This is a genomic window from Gordonia sp. NPDC003504, assembly GCF_053587995.1.
The window spans coordinates 838,622-860,190 of the sequence record NZ_JBSFPC010000001.1 but is presented as its reverse complement, the minus strand read 5'-3'; the positions used below and the strand labels follow the sequence as shown (position 1 = coordinate 860,190).

Here is a 21,569-nt window from a genome sequence, read left to right as displayed (position 1 = left end):
CGGCCCACGATCGGGAGGTAGGTAGCGTCGGTGTGCGTGGATGCGCAACAGGCGACCGACACCCTCGAGATCCAACACCTTCTCACCGAGTACTGTCGCGCGGTCGACACCCGTGACTGGGATCGGTACCGCCGCGTGTTCACCGACGACGCCGTCATCGACTACCGCTCCTCACCGTTCGGGATCGTCGGCACCCCCGAGGAGGTCATCGGCTGGTTGGATCCGGGTCTGTCGGCGTTGACGATGACCATGCACTACGTGATGAACCCCGACATCGCGATCGACGGCGATTCCGCCACCGTGATCGCGCAGTTCTACAACCCGATGCAGATCCCCGGATTCGACGAGTTGAGTACCTGCGGCGGGTACTACCACCACACCATGACCCGCACCGCCGACGGCTGGCGCAGCATCGGCATGCGGGAGGAGATCGTCTGGTTCGTCAACTCACCCGTCGGCTGAGGTGCCGGCCAACGCATCCGCGGCACGCACAAAAGCCAAGTGTGACAACGCCTGCGGGATGTTCCCGGTCTGACGTCGGGCATCGGTGTCGTACTCCTCGGAGAACAGTCCGACGTCGTTGGCGGTGGCGCAGGCGCGTGTCATGAGATCGTGCGCGTCCTCGATGCGTCCACTGCGGGCATACTGTTCAACCAGCCAGAAGGTACACGCCAGGAAAGGGTGTTCGCCACCGTCGATCCCGTCGACGCCGGCGTCGGTGCGATACCGCGTGACCAGGCCTCCGACCATCAGTGTCTGCTCAATCCGCTTGACGGTGGCCAACATTCGCCGGTCATCCGGTTCGCAGAATCCCACCTGGGGAAGTTGCAGGAGCGCGGCGTCGACCTCGCTGGTTCCCGCGTACTGCACGAAGGCGCCGGTGTCGGGATCGACCAGGGTGGAGTCGATCTCGTGAGCTACCTTGTCGCGCAATTCCTCCCATCGGTCCAGTGGTCCCTCGAGGCCATGGTTGCCGATCGCGCGCACGCCGCGGTCGAGGGCGGCCCACACCATCACCCGCGAGTGGGTGAAACGGCGTGCCTCTCCACGCATCTCCCAGATGCCCTGATCGAGGCGTTCGATGTTCGCCTCGACCTGATACAGCAACTCCCGCTGCAGTGACCACGACATCGCGGTCTCCTCGAGCCCGAAGTCGCGTGCCGACGCCAGGGCCACCAGGACCTCTCCGATGGTGTCGGCCTGGTATTGGGACACGGCCGCGTTGCCGATGCGGACCGGTGACGATTGCTCGTAGCCGGGGAGGTGGGTGAGTTCGCGTTCGGGCAGATCCCGTTCTCCGGCAATGCCGTACATGATCTGCAGTTGTGTCGGATCACCGGCGATCGCGCGCATCAGCCACTCCCGCCAATGCTCGGCCACATGCAGGAAGCCGTGGCACACCAGGACATCGAGGGTGAGGGCGGCATCGCGCAGCCACACGTAGCGGTAATCCCAGTTGCGGCCGCCGCCGATCTGTTCGGGCAGGGACGTCGTCGCCGCGGCGACGATGCCTCCGGTGTCGAGATTGCTCAGGGCGCGTAGCACGACGAGCGAGCGCACCACCTGTTCGCGGTAGGGGCCGTCGTGGTCGATCCGTCCCGCCCAGTGCGACCACCACTCGCGAGTCTCACGCAGCGCGGCGTCGACGTCGAGTGGATTCGGGTCCGGGCGGTAGGAACGTTGCCAGGTCATCACCAGGTCGTCGGTGCTGCCCGGGCGGGTGGCGAGTGTCCCGCGGTGCACGTGGTCCTCGGCGTGCAGCGCGACGCCGCGCACGACGACGGCATCCGGGCCGGCGATGCCGCGTAGTGCGGGCTCGTCGTCGTCGCCGGCCTGCAGCACCCACGGGACGGTGCGCGCGTAGTCGAATCGCATGCGCAGCTCGGTGGTGAATTCCACGTTCCCCTCGACGCCGGTGATGCGACGGACCACGTCGACCCGTTCACCGTCGATCGGCATGAACTCGCAGACCTCGGCGACGCCGTCGGCCGTCTCCCACCGCGTCACCAGGATCATGGAGTCGCCGTCGTAGCGTCGGGTGGCGCGCGCGTCGCGATCGGTGGGTGCCAGCCGCCAGGAGCCGTGTTCCTCGGTGCCGAGTAGTGCACCGAAGATCGACGGCGAATCGTAGCGGGGAACCGACAGCCAATCGATGTCACCGCCGATCGAGATGAGCGCGGCGGTCCGGCAGTCCCCGACAAGTGCGTAGTCTTCGATGTAGGCGGCCATGATTCGATTCTGCCCTCCGACGAAGGAGTAGATATGACGGCAACGACCCTGATCATCTTCGGCGCCACCGGTGACCTCACAAAACGCTTGCTGCTGCCCGCGCTCGGGCAGCTTCTCGATCGTGAGCCGGACCGCGAGGTCCACCTGATCGGTGTGGGCCGCTCCGAACGGCCCGACGACCAATGGCGCGCGGAGGTGCGTGAGGCGTTCGGTGACGATGCCGGACCCACCTCACGTAAACTCGCCGACGAAACCGTCTATCGGCAAGGCGATTTGACCAAATCGGACGATCTGTCCGGATTGCTCGACGAGGCCAAGGGCCGCCCGGTGCTCTACTTCGCGGTACCGCCCGCGGTGACGCAACGGTCGTGTGAGGCGTTGCGGGACGTCGACATTCCCGACGGCACCATCCTGGCACCCGAAAAGCCCTTCGGCACCGACGAAGACAGTGCCCGCAAGCTCAATGCCCTGCTCACCGAACTCGTTCCGGAAGAGCAGGTTTTCCGCGTCGATCACTTCCTCGGTCAGTCGGTCCTCCTCGATCTCCTGAGTATTCGGTTCGCCAACAGGCTGTTCGAGCCGGTGTGGTCGGCGGACAGTATCGAGTCGGTGGTCATTCGGTACGACGAGAGCATCGGATTGGAGGGGCGCGCCGACTTCTACGAGAAGGAGGGGGCGTTGCGGGACATGGTGCAAAGCCACCTGCTGCAGTTGCTCGCGGTGGTCGCCATGGATCCGCCCGCCTCGCTGGCAGAACGCGACCTGCGTGACGCGACCGGTGCGGCGTTGCGCGCCACCCACATCTGGGACGACGACCCGGTGGCGTCCTCGCGTCGTGCCCGCTACACCGCGGGCGAGTCCGGTGGTGAGTCGATGCCGTCGTACGTCGACGAGGACGGTGTCGATCCCGCACGCAACACCGAGACCCTGGCCGAGGTGACACTCGGGGTGAGATCGGCTCGCTGGCAGGGAGTTCCCTTCACCCTGCGATCCGGCAAGGCGCTCGAAGCGGACAAGGAGATCGCGTTGACGTTCCGCCCACTGCGCCACATCCCCGCACAGTTCGGCACCGATGTGGCGCCCAACGTGGTGCGGCTGCGTCTCGGACCGGACGCCATGTCGGTCCAACTGAATGTCCACGACGGTGCCGATCCGTTCACCCTCAAGACCATCGACTTCGACACCGACCTCGGCAGCGGATCGGTCCGCGCCTACGCCGAGGTGTTGTCCGGCATCCTCGACGGTGACGCCACACTCGCCGTCCGTGGTGACGCGGCCGAACAGTGTTGGCGCATCATACAACCCGTCATCGACGCCTGGGAAGCCGACAAGGTCGCGATGGATGAGTATCCGGCGGGCAGCACCGGACCGGCGGGATGGCCGTCGTTGTGACCGCCCGATCGCAGATCGCCTCGGTGCGTGTGGATATCGATGCGCCCGTCGACGTGGCGTTCGGCTATCTCACCGATCCTGACCACAGACCCGAGTGGCAATCGAGCCTGTCACGCATCGACGACGTGGTCGCGATGGGTTCGCGTCCTGGTGATGTGGGGAGCAGTTGGCGTGACATCACCCGGGTTCCGCTGGTCCGCCCGGCGATGGAGGTGGTCACCAACGAACCCTGCCGTCGCTGGGCGGAAATCGGCCGTTGGGGACCCGTCGACGCCGAACTCGTCCTCGAATTCGCTTCTCCCGCTGAGGATCGCACCAGTGTCACGGCCACGGCGGTGATGACCGTACCGACCGTCGCGGCACCAACACTTTACGTTCTGCGTCTGATCACCCCCGCGGCATTGCGCAGCGATCTGAAAAGGGCTGCTGCTCTGCTGAAGTCACCAACCACCACCCCATAGCGAGGAACCTCATGTCCGACCGACCGCACCTCACACCCGACGCCACCCATCCGATCACCGTCGAACCGACCCCGGGGCGGGTGCGGGTGTGGCTGGGCGACACCCTGATCGCCGACACCACCCGTGCCCAGACCCTGCGTGAATCAACCTATCCGGCAGTGCAATATGTACCACGCGCCGACGTGGTCGCCGAAGTGCTGACCGGCAGTGACCTCTCGACCTACTGCCCTTACAAGGGAGACGCCGGCTATCACGGCCTGCGTGATGCGACGGGAACCGTGCTGGCCGACAACGCATGGTTCTACGCCACGCCGTATGCGGCCGTCGCCGACATCGCCGATCATCTGGCCTTCTATCCCGACGCGGTGCGGATCGAGATATCGGCAGGTTGAGGCCCGGTGGGTGGATGCGGTTCCTCGCGTGGGGTTGTCGGCTTTCGGTGGTCTCGACTCGGCGCTCGCCCTGGGGGCTCGCACCGGCTCGACCGACGGGTGTGACGACTACCCGCTGGTCGAGGCCCGTGTCTGCCGGGCCGAGCTTGGAGAGGTCGAGGCCGCCTTCGTAGGTGATAGCCGATGCCGGACCGCCAACCTTGTGCCACACAACTAGGTTGTGCAACATATAAATGACGTCTACAGTCGATGACGTGAACAGCCCACGCCTCGATGACCAGTTGTGTTTCGCGTTGTATGCGGCCTCGCGGGCCGTGATCGCTGCCCAACGCCCTGGCCTGCGAGAACTGGGACTCACGTATCCGCAGTACCTGGTGATGATGGTGCTGTGGGAGCAACGATCGGTTCCCATCGGCGGATTGTGTGAACGACTGCACCTGGATTCGGGGACGGTGTCGCCCTTGGTGCGCCGCCTCGAGTCGGCGGGTCTCGTGCGTCGTCGTCGCTCGCCGGAGGACGAACGGTCCGTCATCGTCGAACTGACCGACGAGGGCGCGGCGATGTCGGATCGCTCGGATTGCGTCACCGCTGCGCTCGCCGATTCCGTCGAGGCGTTGACCGCGGACGGTCACGAACCCTCGGTGACGGCCGACGACCTCGGTCCCCTCAAGGCAGTCCTGCACAACCTCGTCGACGAACTCGATCGACTCAATTCCGTTCAGACACAACGAGAACAATCACAACGGCAACAAGGAGAATCCGCATGAGTCACCTCTACACCGCCGAAGCACTGGCCACCGGCGACGGACGTAACGGACACGGACGCACCTCGGACGGACGCGTCGACGTCGACCTGGCCACGCCCAAGGAACTCGGTGGCACCGGTGAGGGCACCAACCCCGAGCAGCTGTTCGCCGTGGGATACGCGGCCTGCTTCCACAGTGCACTCCGGGTGGTTGCGCGTGCCGAGAAGGCCGACGTGACCGATTCTGCTGTCGGCGCACGGGTCTCGTTGGACTCCGACGCGGAAGGGCGTTTCGGCATCGCGGTCGACCTGGAGATCACGCTACCCGCCGTCGACAAGGCCACCGCGCAGGAACTGGCGGAGAAGGCGCATCAGGTGTGCCCGTACTCCAACGCGACTCGCGGCAATGTCGATGTCACCCTGACGATTTCCGAGGACTGAGGGCCAACCATGTCACTTGCATCGCTTGCGCCGACCACGACGCCCCAATCCCGAGGGCGAGCCGCAGCCCGCATCGCGCTCGGAGCGGTCCTCGCACTGGCCGGCATCGGGCACATGACATTTCAGCGTGACGAGTTCCAGGCCCAGGTCCCCGACTGGGTGCCGGTGGGCAAGGACTTCACGGTCCTCGCCTCCGGGGTCGTGGAGATCAGCCTCGGCGCGGCACTGATCGCACTGCCACGGCATCGCCGCATCGTCGCGGGAATCGCCGCACTGTTCTTCATCGCGGTGTTCCCCGGCAACATCCATCAGTACGTCGCCCACATCGACGCCTTCGGACTCGACTCCGATACCAAACGACTGGTGCGGTTGTTCGGTCAGCCCGTGCTCGTCCTGTGGGCCCTCGCGGCAGGCAGCGACGGAAAAACGAAGAGCTGAACGCGATCACGACTGCATTCCCCACATGACCACCCCGATCTCGAGCGCGCGAGGACGTTGGCTGATCGCCGCGTCGGTGCTCGGATCGGGTGTGGCATTTCTCGACGGCACCGTCGTCAACGTTGCCCTGCCGGCGATCTCGCGCGACCTCGACACCGGACTGCAGGGCCAGCAGTGGGTACTCGACGGCTACCTGCTGACCCTCGGCGCCCTTCTGCTGATCGGCGGGGTCGCCGGGGATCGGTACGGCCGCCGCCGCGTGTTCGTCGGTGGACTGGTGCTGTTCGCCCTGGCATCGATCGGATGCGGATGCGCCCCGACCATCGGCTGGCTGGTGGCGGCCAGGCTCGTCCAGGGAATTGCCGCGGCCGCAGTGGTGCCGGGCAGCCTGGCACTGATCAATGCCGGCATCGACGAAGACGATCGTGGCCGGGCGGTCGGCCTCTGGGCCGGGATGTCCGGAGCAACAAGTGCATTGGGACCGTTCGTCGGAGGCTGGCTGGTCGACGCGGTGTCGTGGCGGTGGGTCTTCCTGCTCAGTGTTCCGCTCGCTGCCGGAGCGATACTGATTGCGCTGAAACACATCCCGGAGTCCCGCGATGGATCGGCAACCGGCCGGCTGGATCTCGCGGGCGCACTGGCGATGACCATCGGACTGGCCGGGGTGATCTATGCCCTGATCGAGGGTCCGGCACGCGGCTGGGGGACCGGTACGATCGTCGCCGCCGCGATCGGAACCCTCAGTCTCTGCGGGTTCCTCATCGTCGAAAACCGGGTGCGCACACCATTGTTGCCGCTTGAGCTGTTCCGGTCCCGCCAGTTCTCCGGGGCGAACCTCACCACCCTGCTGGTGTACGCGGCCCTCGGTGGGGCGCTGTTCCTGCTGGCGTTGCAATTACAACAGAGCATGGGGTACTCGGCCCTCGAGGCCGGAGCCGCGATGTTCCCGGGCACGGTCATCATGCTGTTCGGGTCGCCCGCCGCGGGCGCCATCGCCCAGCGCACCGGCCCACGGATACCGATGACGATCGGCCCCGTGATCGCCGCCGTCGGCTTGGGTCTGATGGCCAGAGTCGTTCCCGGACAGCACTATCTGACGTCGGCCTTTCCCGCCGTGGTGCTCTTCGGGATCGGTATGACGGTCACCGTGGCCCCGTTGACCGCCGTGGCGCTGGGCGCGGTCGACGATGCACACGCCGGTACCGCGGCGGGCGTCAACAACGCCGTGGCCCGCATCGCGGGCCTGCTGGCGGTCGCGGTCCTTCCAGCCGTCGCCGGGATCACGGCCGGACCGGGTGAACCGCTGGGTGACGGATTCGGCGTCGCGATGCTGATCGCGTCCGCCATGTGCGCGGTGGGTGGACTCGTCTCGGCGCTCACAATCTCTTCCGGAGCAGGGTTTCGTCCCCAGGTGATCCCGGCGGTCAACAGCGCCTGCCAGGACCCGGCCACCCGACGTCCCGTCTGATCTCTTCGCCGGTCCCAACGGTCGAGTCGTCGGCTACCTGCAGGGATGCTAATCTCATCGCCGGTCGTCGGGGCTGATCTCGGGTAGGTGGACATGCTCCGTGACGTCTTCGTGTGGCGTCGTGCCGTTTTCGTGCTCATCGTCGGTCTGTCGGCGCTGACATCGGTCATGACGCTCGCCCCGGCGGGCGCTGCCCCTGCTGCCGCCTCGGCGTACTATGTGGCGCTGGGTGATTCGCGTGCGACCGTTGCCTCCTGGACCGCACCGTTCGTCGACGGATGTGGTCGCGGCCCGGACTCCTACCCGCTGCTCGCTGCGACGACACTGGGCGTCTCGGTGACCACGCGGGCCTGCGGCGGCGCGACCACTGCCAACGTGACCACCACACCGCAACTCACCCTCCACGGCTTCATGCGCCCGCAGATCGAGGCGCTGCCGGCACAGACACGGGTGGTGACCCTGTCGATCGGCGGCAATGACATCGGCTGGTGGGGGCTGATCTCCCCGTGCTTCGCACCGATCTTCGGCATGGACGCACGATGCCGAACGAACACGTCGATGGCCTCGACCATCGACACCGCACTGGACGGACTGGCACCGAAGATGGACACGACGTTGCGCGCGGTGCACGCCAAGGCCCCATCGGCCCGGGTGCTCGTCGTCGGACACGGCGGCTACTACGGGGCGAAAGGCTGTCCTGGACAAGCGAACATCAGCGACGCCGATGTTCCCGTCGTGACCCGGTTCTTCGACCGGTTCAACGATGTGCTCCGATCCGCGGCCGCCAGATCGGGCGCGGAGTTCGTCGACATCGCCACACCCGCCCGGGGACACGACGCGTGCGCCCCCGACGCCCTGCGATGGTTCCAGGGCAACAGTGACGCGCTCACGGTTCAGGCCCGTCACCCCACCCCGCTGGGTCGGCGGGCCATGGCCGACATCGTGGCGTCCGCCATCGGAAGGTGACGGGGCCCAAGCGCGACGGTCCGCCCTCAATCCCGCTTTCCGAGTTGGTCTGCGAGGCCCAAAAGGTGTATGCGAGTGAGAGCTTCGGCAGTTTCCGGATCACGGTCCAAGACGGCTGCCACCAATCTCTCGTGATCTGATGTGTCGTGATCGTCGAGGTCCATCAACGTGAGCATGTCGGTCATGGCGGTGATCAGGCGCGGTCGCAGACTGTCGAACAGCGCGATCAACAACGGGCTGTGCGACGCCTGAACCATTCGCCGGTGCAGTCGGATGTCGGCCGTCGCAAGTGCTTCGGGCCCGGAGCCGGCGACATCGTTGCGGGCGTTGAGGGCCTCCCGAATCGCGGTCGCATCTTCGCTGTCGTGGGCGAAGGCTGCCAGTGCGGCAGCCCGCGACTCGATGGCGATGCGGACCTGCAAGACGTCGCCGATCTCGGCGATCTGCGCGAGTTGATCCCATGGCTCGGCCGGTTCTGCGGCGGCGAGAAACACGCCGACACCTTGTTTGGTGACCAACACGCCGCGAGCAGCCAACCGGCGGATCGCCTCGCGTATCGTCGAGCGGCCCACCGAGAGTTCGCTCGCGAGTGCCACTTCACCGGGAAGTTGCTCACCGATCGCCCAACGTCCGTCGCGGATGTCGTCGAGCAATGCCCGGGCCGCCCGCTCCGACAGCGGCACCCGTGTGAGTGCTTCCATTTCTCCCGTTTCCCGCATCCCTAGCCATGTGACGACGATCGCTGACGATGATAGTCAGACCGGGCTGCCGTGGGCTGCGCCGCAGCGCTCACCTCACGCCACATGCGGTACATCTCTCGGACGGCGATTGCGAGGGCGAAGAGGGCGAACACCACGCTGAGGACCTTGATGTCGAGTGCCAACGCCAGCAGGACCCCGACGACGGCGCCTGGCAGCGCGCCGATGTTGAGTAGGGTGCCGAGGCGCAGATCGGCCGTGCCCTGGCGGGCATGGGCGATGGTCCCGACGATGGCGTTCGGAAAGAACATCAGCAGCGAAGTGCCTTCCGCGGTCGGCAGGTCAGTACCGAAGAGCAGCATCAGTGCGGGCACGGCGAGAAGACCACCACCCAGTCCCATACCGGCGGCCCAGGCCCCGATGACGAACCCGAGAATCAGCGAAACCGGAAGCGTGAATCCCCAGGAGGCAATCCAACCGGCGGGCACCACGGCCGATCCCTGGAGGGGGTCGGCTCCGGCGGCATCGAGAATCAGTTTGAGGCCCGTGGCCAGCAGAATCGCGACGAACAACCACCGCAGCACCAGGTGCGGGATCTTCAGGATCAATGGCACGCCGAGGAGTGCGCCGAGTGTTCCGCCGATGACCATTCCGGTGCCGGCGTGCAGATCGATAGAGCCACCGACCAGGGCGAAGGTCGCCGCGCCCACTCCGGTGACGGCGATGTTGGCGGCGCCGGCCGTGCCGTGCAGGCTCGGCCGCTGCAGCGAGGTCACCTTCTCGAGAGCGGGGACGTAGAAGACGCCGCTACCGCCGCCGAGCAGTCCCCCGATGACGCCGCCGGTCGCGCCGATGCCGAGCGCTATGCCCAGCCCGGGCCGGTCTGCGCGGTGGTGATCGGACGGATGGCGGGACGTCATATCGGGTCTCCTTGAGCGAACCAGCAGTGTGCACGCAGAGTAGCACTTGTCTGACAAGTGAGGAAGATGCAGTGCCTTCTGTCAAAGTGATCCGCACAGCGTCCTCAGTGGTCCGTCGGGCGATCGTCTCCGGTGTTGAGCGTGGTGGTGGCGTGCAGGGCCTGTCGGGTCAGATGATCGCGCTCGGCGTTCGTGGTCGCCTGGCGCGCAGCCTCAGCGAATTCCTTTGCGGCCGTCGCGTAGTCGCCGGCGTTGAGATGTAGATGGGCGGACGCGGCGACAAACCGGGGCACCGTCGGATCGACCTCACTCAGCGCGGCGAGCCCGGCGGCCGGACCGTCGGCCTCCCCGACCGCGACGGCTCGATTGAGTTGCACGACAGGAGAATCGGTCAACACCACGAGCTCGTCATACCACTGGACGATCTGCACCCAGTCGGTCTCCTCCACACGCTGGGCATCCGCGTGTAAGGCGGCGATCGCCGCTTGGGCCTGATACTCGCCGAGCCGATCGCGAGCCAGCGCGGCCTGCAGGATCGCCACCCCCTCGACGATGAGCGAGGAATCCCAGGCCGACCGGTCCTGCTCGGCGAGCGGAATGAGTTGTCCGCCAACGCCGATCCGCGCCGGACGTCGAGCATGATGCAGCAGCATCAGCGCGAGCAACCCGTCGGTCTCCGGATCGTCGAGCCGTGCTGCGAGCGTGCGGGTCACCCGGATCGCCTCGGCGGCGAGGTCGACCTCGCCCGAGTATCCCTCGTTGAACAACAGGTACAGCACGTGAAGCACCGTCGCCACATCACCCGGCTCGTCCAGACGGACACCCGCGATGCGTTGCTTGGCCCGGCTGATCCGTTGCGCCATGGTCGATTCCGGCACCATGTACGCCTCGGCGATCTGTCGGGTCGTCAAGCCCGCGACCGCGCGCAGCGTCAACGCGATCGCCGACGACGGCGTCAACCGCGGATGGGCACACAGAAAGTACAACCACAGCGTGTCGTCGGTGTCTGCCGAGTCGCCGGGCGCCGGCTCGGCGGCGACGAGTTGCTCACGCGCAGCACGGGATCCGTCGGCACGTACCTGATCGAGAAAGATCCGCCACGCGGTCGTGACGAGCCAGGCCTTCGGGTTCTGTGGGGGCCGCGTCGGCCAGGTTTCCCAGGCGCGGACCAGCGCGGACTGCACCGCGTCCTCGGCGGAGGCGAAGTCGGCCCCGCGTCCGACGAGGATGCCGATGACCGCGGGGATCTGGGCGCCGATCGCCGACGCATCCAGATCCCCGAGATCCCCGAGATCCCCGCGGTCGCCGGTGGTCATTCGGTGATGGTCGGTGGCGCGGACATCACCGGCCGCAACTCGAGCCATTCGCCGAGCGGACGCCCACCGGCGCCCGGAGCCGCCGACAACTCGCCGGCCAGTTCCAGGGCGCGGTCATAGGAATCGACGTCGATGATCATCCAGCCAGCGATCAGATCCTTGGTCTCGGCGAACGGGCCGTCGGTGACCGGCGGTCGGCCCTCACCGTCGGAACGCACCCACACGCCGTCCATCGACACCGCGTCGGCGGAGACGAACTCGCCGGACGACTCGAGTTTCTCGGCGAAATCCTGCATGTACTGGATGTGCGCCTCCCACTCGGCGGGAGTCCACTGATCGGTCGGAACGTCGTTGACCGGGGTCTTTCCGCCGCGGTAGTGCTTGAGCATCAGATACTTGGCCATCGGCCTGCCTTTCGTCCGACGCGGACATGTGTTCCGCATTCACTGAGGAGACGGAGCCACCACACGGAATTCGACATGTCTCAGGAGAATCTTTTCGCCCGATCCGCCGGCAGCGATGAGTTTCGTCGCCGGGCCGGGTCTGTACTCACCATAGAGAGGAGCCGCTGATGACGAGGCGATTGTTGTTCATCCACGGGGCCGGGGGTGGCGACGACGACCGATCCCTGGCCGACGGGCTGGCGAGCCTGCTCGACGCCGACCTGACCTACCCGCTGCTCCCCGACGAGGACATGTCACCGGCCGCGTGGGCATCCCCGATCCGCACCCACCTGCACCGACTCGGCCCCGACGACGTCCTCGTCGCCCACTCGTTCGGGGCATCGGTGCTGCTCCAGGTCCTGGCCGAGACCGCCACCTCCGTGCCGGTGCGGCGCGCCACGTTGCTGGCGATGCCGAACTTCGAGCCCGTCGGATGGGATGTCCCCGAGTACGCCTTCGACGGCCCCGAACCCGACGTCGAACTCGCGCTGCATCACTGCGCCGACGACGAGGTGGTGGAGTTCGGGCATCTGACGCTGAACGCCGCGCGGCTTCCGTCGGCGACCGTGCACCGCCACACCACGGGTGGGCATCAGTTCGACCTGACTTGGCTCAATTTAGTGTCCACCTCGGATCGCGATGATCGCTTCGCGGAGGCCGTCGGGTAGTGGATCGGCGGCGGTGAGGGTCTGTTCGCCGGCTTGGATGGTGACGGTGCGGTAGCGGCGGGCGGTGGTGACGAACTTCTTGATCGACCAGCCGGTGCGGGTTTCGATGATTCTGGTGATGGCCAGCGCGGCGAACACCACGGCCAAGTGTGCCCGGATGGAGTCCTCGAGGTGATGGAAGATCGGGCGTGCGGCCAGATCGGACTTCGACATCCGGAAGCTCTTCTCGATCCGCCACAGCTGGTGGTAGGAGCCGATTACGAATTCGGTTGTCGGAGAGTCGATGTTGGTGGCATAGGCCTTCCAGCCGGCCAGGGTGCGGGCCTTGGTTTCCAACTCTCGGTTGACGGTCCGGTCCCCGCCTTTGAGCTTGACGAACCGGTTGCGTTTGACCGGGATCTTGCCCTCGACCGCCTTCTCGGCTTTGGCGATCTGCTCGTTGATACCGCGGATGCTGCGTCGCGCTCGGCCGGCGCTGTAGCGGTAGTAGACGACCCGGTGACGGAGGTAACTGGTCTTGGAATTCGCCGGCAGTGGCTGGGTCAAGGTCAGCCCGTCCTCGGGAGTGGAGTTCGGATTGTTCTTGTGCCACTTCTGAATCTGGTAGGGGATTCTGGGGATCTTCTCACCCAGGATGAACGACAACCCGGCATCCTCGATGGCCTTCATGTTCGCCGCGGAGATCATCCCGGCATCGGCCACCACCGTCACATCGGTCAGCTTGTGGGCGGCGATGAACGCGGTCAGGGTCGGCATCATCGTCAACGTCTCAGCTTTGTTCCCGGCGAATGCTTCCATCATCAACGGGAATCCTGTTGCGTCGGTGAGCAAACCGACAGTGACCTGTGGTTCGAGGCGGCGCTCCTTGGAGAACCCGGGTTCGCGGAACCCGTCCGCTTTGTCGGTCTCGAAGTACAGCGTGGTGACATCGTACAAACACAGTGTGGCGGGTCCCAGATTCGCTTGCGCGGCACATGCTTTCGCCATTTCCTGACGCCAGGACGTGTCAGCGTAGATGGGTAAACGTCGTTTCACCGTTGCGTACGAGGCCGGGGCGACACCGGCTTCGGCCAGTACCCGCAGGGAGTCGAGTTTGCTGGTCGGTTCGATGATCCTCGCGGCCACCAGATCACGGAATACGCTGTCAGAGTTCGGGATCGAGGAGAATCCGAGTTCGTCGTACACCGCGGTGATCGCATCCAGCAACACCGCCATCCGGGAACTGGTGATCGGCAAGGGTCCTGCTCCGGACGCGGAAACCAGCCCGAGGTCGAGTTGCTGCTGCCCGGCAGCCAACCGATCAGCGGCCGCGGCCTTCAACGCCGCCAGCTCCGCATCGGTATGAGCTGAGCCGATGTGCTCGATCTGGCGCGACCCGCGACGGTTGGAGTGCACGATCTGGACCGCCGTCGCTCCCGACTTGGTCTTCACCGTCCGCACAAACGCCACCCCAGCAGCCTAAAACCCCCACCGTTAGTGTCCACCCCGGCATCCATCACCCCAGGTCACAGCCCCGCGATCGCCGAAATGGCGAAAATTGAGCCAAGTCAGGTTCGACGGTCTCGCGCAGCGGCTCGCGACGATCATCGGCTGACCCCCACACGCACAAGCGCTGACCCGCACAACGACGGGCCGGTTCGGAGGAATCCTCCGAACCGGCCCGTCAGCCGACGTCACCGCATCCGCATCACCAGGTCTGCGGCGATCGCGGCTGAGGCGTCTGCGCCTGGGGCCCGTGCATCTGCGGCCCATGCGTTTGCGGCCCGACACCGCGGTTGTCCGGCGAACCCAGCGACTGTGCGTACGCCGCACCCAGCGACAGCAACAGCAGCCCGACGACGATGAACGCGATGACCCGGAACACGCCGTCGAGGGCGGCGAGGTCGAACAGGAACAACTTGGCGATCGCGGCGGCGATGACGGCCAGGCTCACCGTGATCGTCATCCCGCGAGCGTTGCCGTGCAGGCGCCGCGCCCACAGCAGACCGGCCGCCGCGGCCAGCACCCACACGATGGTCGCCGCGGCATGTCCACCGCGGATACCGCCGGTGCTCCCACCGCTGATCAGACCCCCGAGGAAGACACAGATCTCGGTGACCAGGAACAGCGCGATCAGGCCACCGAGAATGGCGAAGATCTGCTGGTCGGTGGCCGCACGGCCCTGCGACCACGACCAGACGAGCACACCCACGGCGACGAGCGACAGGACCGCCGACACCAGCAGCGTCGCCTGATCCGCGGTTCCGATCGACGCCACGAACAGCATCTGCAGGGCACCCGATGGCAGGGTGGCCAGGATTGCGGCGCCGGTGAACAGCGAGCCGATGAGGCGCAGCGTGAAGGCGATGGGGGCATCCAGTGAGGCGTCGAGGCAACTCGCGACCGCGACGACCAGACCCAGCCCGGCGATCCCGACGATCATGCCGGTGCCATGGAGGCTCGACCCCACCGCGGCGAGGGCGGTGACCGCCGCTGCGGTCAGCCACACGGTCCGGCACGCGACGGTGATCGACGCATGAAGCTGCCCGCCTCCCACCGCGAGGGAAGCCAGCAGCACGGTGACGGCCGACAAGGCGACGGTGGCGACGAGGGCGCCGGCAATCCCGTTGGCTCCCGGCAGGGGCAGCAGCGGCACCACCGAGAACAACGCCAGCAGCAGGGTGCGGGTGGACCACCGCATCAACACGATCGACGAGCCCAGGGCGAGAAGCACATTGACCAACGCCGCGACCACGAACAGGGCACCGTTACCGGCCGGGGCCGCGATCGCCATCGCGATCAGCGGCAGGGTGACGGCGACGGTGTTGACCGCATACAGCGCGGTCCAGTTGCGCCGCAACTGAATCCACATGGTGGCGGCAGCGTACGCGAGCAGGAACCCGACGAGCAGGGTGTTCGGTCCACCGGACAGGAAGGGCGCGAACACGATCAACGCGACACCGACCATCAGGCCCAGTGCCTGACTGTTCCACACATGGGCGACGGCCAGTCCGCCGGCGGCGATGGCGGCCGCGAGGATCACCGCGACATAGCCGGGGAACCAGTGATAGATGGCGGTCGCGGCGAGGACGTCGAACAGCGCCGTGGTGACGCCGGTGGCGATCACCGCTCCGGCGGCGCTGCGCTTGCCGTCGCGTCGACCGAGAAGCAGACCCGCACCGAACAGGATCGCCGCGAGCAGAGCACCACCGGCGACGCGGATCTCCGGGCGCAACAGTCCCGCCTGCGCGGCGAGTACCAGCAGGAACACCACACCGGTCAGTGTGACGGCCACGCCCGCGATGGCCAGGACCGTCCCGACCAGGCCACGTTCGGTGGCGGCGGCGATTCGCTCGGACATCGACGGTCGCGGTGGCGGGGGCGTGTACGGGCGCGGCGCCGGCGGAAGACCGACGGGATAGGGGCGGACGCCGGCCGGTGGGAACGGCGGCGGACCGGCGGGCGGCGCGACGAACGGTGCCCGGGGTGCTGAAACGAATGGTGCTGAAACGAATGGTGCTGAAACGAATGGTGCCGAAACGAATGGTGCCGCGACGATCGGTGGTGCGACGAACGGTGCCGCGACGAACGGTGCCGCGACGAACGGTGCTGCGGGTGTCGGCGGCGGGGTCGGTGCGCTTGGCTGCTGTGGCGGGACCGGCGGTTGTTCTGCAGCGGGGGTCGGCGACGGCGTTGCGGGTGCGGATTCGGGGGCAGATCCGGGCGCGGATTCGGCGAGGAGCGATTCGAGGGTGGCGACGTCGCCGGAGATGATCGACATGCGTCGCGTGAGGTCGGCGACCTCACCGTGAATGCGGTGGAGCAGGCTCGCGGGGGAGCCGTCGGGGGCGGTGGGAGACATGACTGCAAGCCTCGATCAGACGCGGCCGGCGATCATGCGTACATCTACCCAGTGGCCCTCGGTAGTGGGCCGTGGCGGCTCGTTGTCTCAGTCGCGGTCGAGTCCGTGTTCGATGGCGTAGCGCGTCAACTCGACCCGGTTGGCCAACTGGAGTTTTCGCAGCGCAGCGCCGACGTGGTTCTCGACGGTGCGTGGGCTGATCGACAGTCGTGTCGCGATCTGCCGGGACGAGAGGCCCTTGGCGACCTCCCGCAACACCTGCGTCTCGCGGTCGGTGAGGACAGGGGTGTCGGGCCCGGGATCGCGGGAGATCCGTCGGTACTCACCGAGGACCAGACCCGCCAGCCCGGGCGTGAACACGGTCTGTCCGGCGGCCGTGGCGCGGACCGCGGCGACCAGTTCGGAGCGTTGCGCACTCTTCACCAGATATCCGGTGGCGCCGGCCTTCACGGCCTCGAGGACGTCGTCGCGTTCATCCGACGCCGACAGGATCAGGACGTGGGCGTTGGGGCAGGCCGCGAGGACCTCGGCGGTGGCCGACGCGCCCGTCCCGTCGGGCATCTGCATGTCCATCAGCACCACGTCGGGTTGGACGGCTGCGGCGCGTACGGTGGCCGCGCGGACGCCGTCGGCGGTGGCGACGACCTCGAAGCCCTCATCGGTGAGGTCGCGGGCGACGCCCTCGCGCCACATCGGGTGGTCGTCGACCACCATCACCCGGATCGTGGCATCACCGGTCGCGGTCATCGGGTTGTCTCCTCCGTCGTTCCTCGGTGCCCGGCCGGATCCCGCGGGATCGTCAACTCCCATTCGGTCCCCGCGCCGGGGGCCGTGTGCAACCGCGCGTGGCCCCCGAGAGCGTCGATCCGGCCGATGATCGAGCGGTCGATTCCCATCCTGCCCTCCGCACGCGCCTGTTCGAGACGTCCCGGCGCAATTCCGACGCCCGTGTCGCGGACGCTGACGATCACCTCGTCGTCGAGATCTTCGAGCAGTACATAGCTGTGGGCGTCGGGGCCGGCGTGCAGAGCCGCATTGTGCAGGATGTTGCCGACCGCGGCGAGTATCTCGGCAGCCGCCTCGGCGGGTAGCGCGACGGCGTCGGGTGGGGTGCTGACCGACACCGCGTCGCTGCCGAGGGCCCGCAGTGCTGCGGCGAGATCCTGCGCACCGGCGGGCGGATCGTCGGCCGGTCCCGCCGGTTGCGCGGCGATCAGCCGTCGCAGACGCTGTTCCTGTTCGGCGGCCAGCGTCGCGAGCTCGGCTGTCTCACCACCGATTTCCGAACCTCGACGAGCCACCAGAGCCAGTACCTGCAACACCCCGTCGTGGACCTCGCGGGCGAGTCGTTCACGTTCGGATGCCTCGGCCGCCGAACGGATTGCAGCGCTGAGCCGGGCGTGGGTGACGCGCGCACGCGTCGCGGCCAGCCCGAGGGCCATGCCCGTCATGATGAGCAACAGGAACGTCGCGTTGCGACCGAAATTCCACACGATGTAGTTCTTGACGACGAAGGTGCTCGCGCCGATGGCCGCTCCGGTGGCCATCCCGTACAGCGACCCGCCGAGCAACGCCGCCGACAGCACGCAGTTGGTCATCCACAGGGTGGTGGGCCAGGGTTGGTTGCCGGCCACCCAGGCCGCGTCGGCGACGTAGGAGGTCGACAGGATCATCACCACCGACACCGCGATCTCGCTGCCGACGAACCACCAGTTGCGTCCGAAACCGGCGACGTATCCGATCGACCACCACACGTTGGCGACGGCCATCAACGCGAAGAGCACCCAGGTCAGGCCGGGTCGCACGAGGTCATTGTTGATGGCGATCTGGAACCCGAGGGCGTAACAGAACGACGCGAGCCGGAAGATCTGCGCGGCCCGCCACAGCGGTCCGACCGGATCGTTGTCGTCGAGGCTGCGCAACCGCGACGGGAAGAGACGGTCGACGTCGGTCGGGGTGACGGGAACCGATCGGGACGACGGCATCGTCAGATCGCTACGCGGGACGGGCGGCCGAGACGGGTGAGGCGCATGCGTGCTCCGGCAGTCGACGACGAGGGGTTCCATCATCGCGCATGGTGCCGCGCGTGCGGCCGTTGCGTCACTTTCTGGAATGACGGCGCCCGCCCTCACATTGACGGCGCTTGCCTTCGCGTTGACGGCGCTCGCCCTCTCACCGACAGCGCTTGCCTTCGCGTTGACGGCGCTCGCCTTCGCGCTGACAGCGCCCATTCCCGGTTGAGTCAGCTGCCGTGGCATTCGACCGTGTGAATGACCCGCGCACTTCGATGGAACCGAATGGGTGTCCCGCCCCTCTTATAGGGCAACACCACCAGAGCGCCACGCCAGGAGCGGCGGACGCCACGCGAAAGGGACAACCGACATGCGACCATTTCTCACCTCGGTGATCACCGCGGCGACGGTGATCACTGCCGCCGCATTCTCCGTCGACTTCGGCACCGCGACCGCAGCTGCCGAATCCGGTGCGTCGGAATCGGTCGCCGAGGACTACCGCGTCGCCGTCGAGGTCGTCGGTGACTACTGGGCCGAGCGGGCGCCCGAGCTGTTCGGGATCAACTACGAGCCGCCGACAGTTCGCGGCGTCATCGACCCGGGCGATGCGACCGCGTGTGGTCCGATGCCGGAGATGAATGCGATCTATTGCCCGCGTGATCACTCGGTTCAATTCGGTTCGGATTACTTGGATTTGGCGGACTCGATCGGAGACGTCATTGTCTATGACGTGGTCGCCCACGAGTGGGGACATGCGATTCTTGCGCAGGTGCCGTCGTCCTTGGTCGAGGAGCCGCAGGAGTTGCAGGCCGAGTGCCTGGCCGGCGGGGCGCTCGGCGATCTCGCGCGCGACGGGGTGATCGTCGTCGAGGATGGTGATCTCGAGGAGGTCGTCGAGCTGTTCCGGTATTCCGATGCGCCCGGCGACGCCCATGGCACGGCGGAGCAGCAGGCTTTGGCCTTCGCGGCCGGCTGGCGGCAGGGTCCGGCCGCATGTTTTGAGTGAGGCGCGCACATCCTTCGCCAACGGTCTACGTATGACATGACGACCCGGTCGTCATGTCATACGTAGGCTTCGCAGTTGCGGAGCTACGGCAAAAATGCTGTCGCCGTTGAGCAGTGGGAGGTCCTTCGCAAAGATTGGCGTGTTCACTGCTTCCCACATGCGACCGGTGGTCCCGACTCGACTTTCGTCAGAGTCCCACGGCGGTCACGCCGTACCGCGCCTGTGCGGGGGTGAAGCCCTCGTACTCGAGCTGCTCGATAAGGCCCTGGCGTGAGAACGAACTGATCTCCAGGTAACTCTTCGCGGACTTTGCGGCCTGTTCGTTCCAATCGACAGTGATGTGATCGACGGCGTATCCCGCGTCGGCGTTGGAGAAGCCCTCGTACTCGAGTTGCTCGATGAGCCCCTGGCGCGAGAACGCGCTGATGCTCAAGTAGGCCTCCGCCGACTCCACGGCATTCTGCCGGCTCACGGTGGACGCGGGCACGTACTGATCCTGCGGGCTGGACACCGATTCGGTAATGGCCGAATTGGCAACGGGCTGTGCGGATGCGTGGGCAGTGGTGGCGACGCCGATGGCGAACGGAGCGGCAAGGGCGACGAGCAATGCGGCGGCACGCGATGTTTTCATCTTCACGGACGGGGACGTTACGTGGTCTCTACGACAAGGAGTATCGGTCGTGAGGAGGACACCGCGTCGGGCATGCGCAACCGAGTAGCCCGCTACTCGCGACACCGGCCACGTCAGCGACGACGCTGGGTGCAACACCGCTCGGAAGGATCCCCCCCAATGTCCGACATCGTCATCGGCACCGTTCCGCTGCACGGCCACGTGACGCCGCTGCTCAACGTTGCGCGTCACCTGGTGGAGCGGGGGGATCGCGTCCGCTTTCTGACCGGCTCTCGCTTCGCCGAGAAGGTGAGCGCCGTTGGTGCGCAGCATGTGCCGTTACCACCGGAGGCGGACTTCGACGACCGGCAGGACTGGGACATCGTGTTCCCCGAACGTCGCGAACTCAGCGGGATCCGGGCGATCGCCTTCGATATCGAGCACACGTTCATCCGACCGGCGAAATCACAGTTCCAAGCCCTTCAGATTATCTTCGACCAGGCACCGGCCGACGCGGTCCTGACCGACGGAGCCTTCGCCGGAGGTGCATACCTGTTGGGCGCGGATGCCGCCGAACGCCCACCGGTCATCGCGTGCGGTGTGACCCCGCTGTTCATCAGCAGCCGCGACACGGCGCCCAGCGGGATGGCGTTGATGCCGATGTCGGGGCCCGTCGGGCGGCTCCGCAATGCGGCGCTTCACCGGGTGGCGCGGCGCCTCGTGTTGGGTGAGGCCCAACGGGTCGCCGACGGGATCCATCGCGACATCCATGGCGCGCCTTTGGGATTCCCCGTTCTTGACTGGCCACGGCACGCCGATGCCATCCTCCAGTTCACCGTGCCCGGGTTCGAGTACCCCATGAGCGATGCGCCCCGCCACTTGCATTTCGTCGGACCGGTCTCGGCGACCGGTTCGCGGGCCCCGTTACCCGACTGCTGGTCGCGGCTCGACGGTTCGCGGCCGGTCATCCACGTCACGCAGGGTACCTTCGCCAACCGGGATTACCGTCAGATCATCACCCCGACCCTGGAGGCATTCGCCGACGACGACGTCCACATCGTCGTCTCCACCGGCGGTCGAAGCGTCGACACACTTCCTGAGCTTCCCGCCAATACCTTTGCCGCCGAATATCTTCCGTACGACGATCTGCTCCCGAAGACCGACGTCTTCGTCACCAACGGCGGCTACGGCGGCGTTCAGTACGCGCTGCGGTACGGCGTCCCGGTTGTGACCAGTGGTGGCCTGGAGGACAAGCCCGAGGTGGGTGCGCGGATCGCCTGGTCGGGAGTCGGCCGACGGCTGAAGTCCGAGATGCCCTCTGCCGCTGCAGTGCGCGAGGCGGTGCGCCGGGTGCTCGATGACTCGTCCTATGCGCAGGCTGCCGAGCGCATGGCGACCGCAATGGCCGACAGCGCCGGACTTCAGAAATGTGCCGAGGTCGTCGACCGGCTCATCGGTATGAACAGGGCGTGATTGCGCCGCCCGGGTGGGTGCCGGGTGGGTGACGATGTGTCTTAGCGCGT

At 66.7% G+C, this 21,569-nt stretch carries 23 protein-coding genes; 13 read left to right on the top strand and 10 right to left on the bottom strand.

Annotated features, from left to right (window positions below; all coding sequences use genetic code 11):
* The first annotated feature begins 36 nt into the window (after positions 1–36).
* Positions 37–462, top strand: a complete 426-nt coding sequence (locus ACWDPV_RS03835) for a nuclear transport factor 2 family protein (RefSeq protein WP_449741812.1) — start codon at positions 37–39, stop codon at positions 460–462.
* On the opposite strand, the gene ACWDPV_RS03830 is transcribed toward ACWDPV_RS03835, so the two are convergent.
* Positions 448–2,229 carry a glycoside hydrolase family 15 protein gene (locus ACWDPV_RS03830; protein ID WP_449741811.1) on the bottom strand — a complete coding sequence of 594 codons (1,782 nt, stop codon included), beginning with the start codon at positions 2,227–2,229 and terminating at the stop codon, positions 448–450. The two genes, ACWDPV_RS03835 and ACWDPV_RS03830, sit on opposite strands and share 15 nt — an antisense overlap.
* A gap of 33 nt (positions 2,230–2,262) precedes the next feature.
* Here ACWDPV_RS03830 and ACWDPV_RS03825 point away from each other — a divergent pair, with 33 nt between their 5' ends.
* From ACWDPV_RS03825 to ACWDPV_RS03790, 8 genes are all read left to right on the top strand, one after another.
* The gene (locus ACWDPV_RS03825; protein ID WP_348810232.1) at positions 2,263–3,621 is read left to right on the top strand and encodes a glucose-6-phosphate dehydrogenase; all 1,359 of its coding nucleotides are present in this window, start codon (positions 2,263–2,265) and stop codon (positions 3,619–3,621) included.
* Positions 3,606–4,082 (top strand): SRPBCC family protein, encoded by a 477-nt coding sequence (locus ACWDPV_RS03820; RefSeq protein ID WP_348806434.1) that lies wholly within the window; start codon positions 3,606–3,608, stop codon positions 4,080–4,082. Before ACWDPV_RS03825 ends, ACWDPV_RS03820 begins: the two co-directional genes overlap by 16 nt.
* A gap of 11 nt (positions 4,083–4,093) precedes the next feature.
* Entirely contained in the window at positions 4,094–4,474 is a 381-nt protein-coding gene (locus tag ACWDPV_RS03815) for a DUF427 domain-containing protein (protein ID WP_348810230.1), read from the top strand.
* A gap of 254 nt (positions 4,475–4,728) precedes the next feature.
* Positions 4,729–5,241, top strand: coding sequence for a MarR family winged helix-turn-helix transcriptional regulator (locus ACWDPV_RS03810; RefSeq protein ID WP_449741810.1), 513 nt, complete (start codon positions 4,729–4,731; stop codon positions 5,239–5,241).
* Positions 5,238–5,660 (top strand): organic hydroperoxide resistance protein, encoded by a 423-nt coding sequence (locus tag ACWDPV_RS03805; RefSeq protein WP_348806437.1) that lies wholly within the window; start codon positions 5,238–5,240, stop codon positions 5,658–5,660. Before ACWDPV_RS03810 ends, ACWDPV_RS03805 begins: the two co-directional genes overlap by 4 nt.
* A 9-nt stretch (positions 5,661–5,669) precedes the next feature.
* On the top strand, positions 5,670–6,098 hold the full coding sequence (locus tag ACWDPV_RS03800) for a DoxX family protein (RefSeq protein ID WP_348806438.1): 429 nt from the start codon (positions 5,670–5,672) through the stop codon (positions 6,096–6,098).
* Positions 6,099–6,123: 25 nt separating this feature from the next.
* Positions 6,124–7,566: a DHA2 family efflux MFS transporter permease subunit gene (locus tag ACWDPV_RS03795; RefSeq protein ID WP_348810227.1), complete on the top strand. Its 1,443-nt coding sequence runs from the start codon at positions 6,124–6,126 to the stop codon at positions 7,564–7,566.
* Between the two features lie 93 nt (positions 7,567–7,659).
* On the top strand, positions 7,660–8,532 hold the full coding sequence (locus tag ACWDPV_RS03790) for an SGNH/GDSL hydrolase family protein (protein WP_348806440.1): 873 nt from the start codon (positions 7,660–7,662) through the stop codon (positions 8,530–8,532).
* Between the two features lie 26 nt (positions 8,533–8,558).
* On the opposite strand, the gene ACWDPV_RS03785 is transcribed toward ACWDPV_RS03790, so the two are convergent.
* The 4 genes from ACWDPV_RS03785 to ACWDPV_RS03770 are packed head-to-tail and all read right to left on the bottom strand — an operon-like array spanning position 8,559 to position 11,870.
* Complete coding sequence (locus ACWDPV_RS03785; RefSeq protein ID WP_449741809.1) at positions 8,559–9,233, bottom strand: FadR/GntR family transcriptional regulator; 675 nt, start codon at positions 9,231–9,233, stop codon at positions 8,559–8,561.
* Positions 9,234–9,253: 20 nt separating this feature from the next.
* Entirely contained in the window at positions 9,254–10,207 is a 954-nt protein-coding gene (locus ACWDPV_RS03780) for a sulfite exporter TauE/SafE family protein (protein ID WP_449741808.1), read from the bottom strand.
* Positions 10,208–10,254: 47 nt separating this feature from the next.
* Positions 10,255–11,466, bottom strand: coding sequence for an RNA polymerase sigma factor (locus tag ACWDPV_RS03775; RefSeq protein ID WP_449741807.1), 1,212 nt, complete (start codon positions 11,464–11,466; stop codon positions 10,255–10,257).
* The gene (locus ACWDPV_RS03770) at positions 11,463–11,870 is read right to left on the bottom strand and encodes a YciI family protein (protein ID WP_348806444.1); all 408 of its coding nucleotides are present in this window, start codon (positions 11,868–11,870) and stop codon (positions 11,463–11,465) included. The genes ACWDPV_RS03775 and ACWDPV_RS03770 overlap by 4 nt, the downstream gene beginning before the upstream one ends.
* A 167-nt stretch (positions 11,871–12,037) precedes the next feature.
* Between ACWDPV_RS03770 and ACWDPV_RS03765 the strand changes: the two genes are divergently transcribed.
* Positions 12,038–12,577 (top strand): alpha/beta hydrolase, encoded by a 540-nt coding sequence (locus tag ACWDPV_RS03765; RefSeq protein WP_449741806.1) that lies wholly within the window; start codon positions 12,038–12,040, stop codon positions 12,575–12,577.
* Here ACWDPV_RS03765 and ACWDPV_RS03760 read toward each other — a convergent pair.
* The 4 genes from ACWDPV_RS03760 to macS form a co-directional block, all read right to left on the bottom strand.
* The gene (locus ACWDPV_RS03760) at positions 12,527–14,026 is read right to left on the bottom strand and encodes an IS1634 family transposase (RefSeq protein WP_449741805.1); all 1,500 of its coding nucleotides are present in this window, start codon (positions 14,024–14,026) and stop codon (positions 12,527–12,529) included. The genes ACWDPV_RS03765 and ACWDPV_RS03760 overlap by 51 nt on opposite strands.
* 238 nt (positions 14,027–14,264) lie before the next feature.
* On the bottom strand, positions 14,265–15,917 hold the full coding sequence (locus ACWDPV_RS03755; RefSeq protein ID WP_449741804.1) for a DUF2339 domain-containing protein: 1,653 nt from the start codon (positions 15,915–15,917) through the stop codon (positions 14,265–14,267).
* 588 nt (positions 15,918–16,505) lie between these two features.
* On the bottom strand, positions 16,506–17,165 hold the full coding sequence (locus ACWDPV_RS03750) for a response regulator (protein WP_449741803.1): 660 nt from the start codon (positions 17,163–17,165) through the stop codon (positions 16,506–16,508).
* On the bottom strand, positions 17,162–18,403 hold the full coding sequence (gene macS / locus ACWDPV_RS03745; RefSeq protein ID WP_449741802.1) for a MacS family sensor histidine kinase: 1,242 nt from the start codon (positions 18,401–18,403) through the stop codon (positions 17,162–17,164). Before macS ends, ACWDPV_RS03750 begins: the two co-directional genes overlap by 4 nt.
* Positions 18,404–18,530: 127 nt before the next feature.
* Here macS and ACWDPV_RS03740 point away from each other — a divergent pair, with 127 nt between their 5' ends.
* Together ACWDPV_RS03740 and ACWDPV_RS03735 are read left to right on the top strand one after the other, a co-directional pair.
* Positions 18,531–18,659: a hypothetical protein gene (locus ACWDPV_RS03740; protein ID WP_449741801.1), complete on the top strand. Its 129-nt coding sequence runs from the start codon at positions 18,531–18,533 to the stop codon at positions 18,657–18,659.
* 141 nt (positions 18,660–18,800) lie between these two features.
* Positions 18,801–19,436, top strand: a complete 636-nt coding sequence (locus tag ACWDPV_RS03735) for a hypothetical protein (protein ID WP_449741800.1) — start codon at positions 18,801–18,803, stop codon at positions 19,434–19,436.
* Between the two features lie 187 nt (positions 19,437–19,623).
* Here ACWDPV_RS03735 and ACWDPV_RS03730 read toward each other — a convergent pair whose 3' ends face one another.
* Positions 19,624–20,067, bottom strand: a complete 444-nt coding sequence (locus tag ACWDPV_RS03730; protein WP_449741904.1) for an Ltp family lipoprotein — start codon at positions 20,065–20,067, stop codon at positions 19,624–19,626.
* A gap of 159 nt (positions 20,068–20,226) precedes the next feature.
* Here ACWDPV_RS03730 and ACWDPV_RS03725 point away from each other — a divergent pair, with 159 nt between their 5' ends.
* A complete protein-coding gene (locus ACWDPV_RS03725; protein ID WP_449741799.1) occupies positions 20,227–21,519 on the top strand; it encodes a glycosyltransferase in 1,293 nt (430 codons plus the stop codon).
* Positions 21,520–21,569 lie beyond the last annotated feature (50 nt).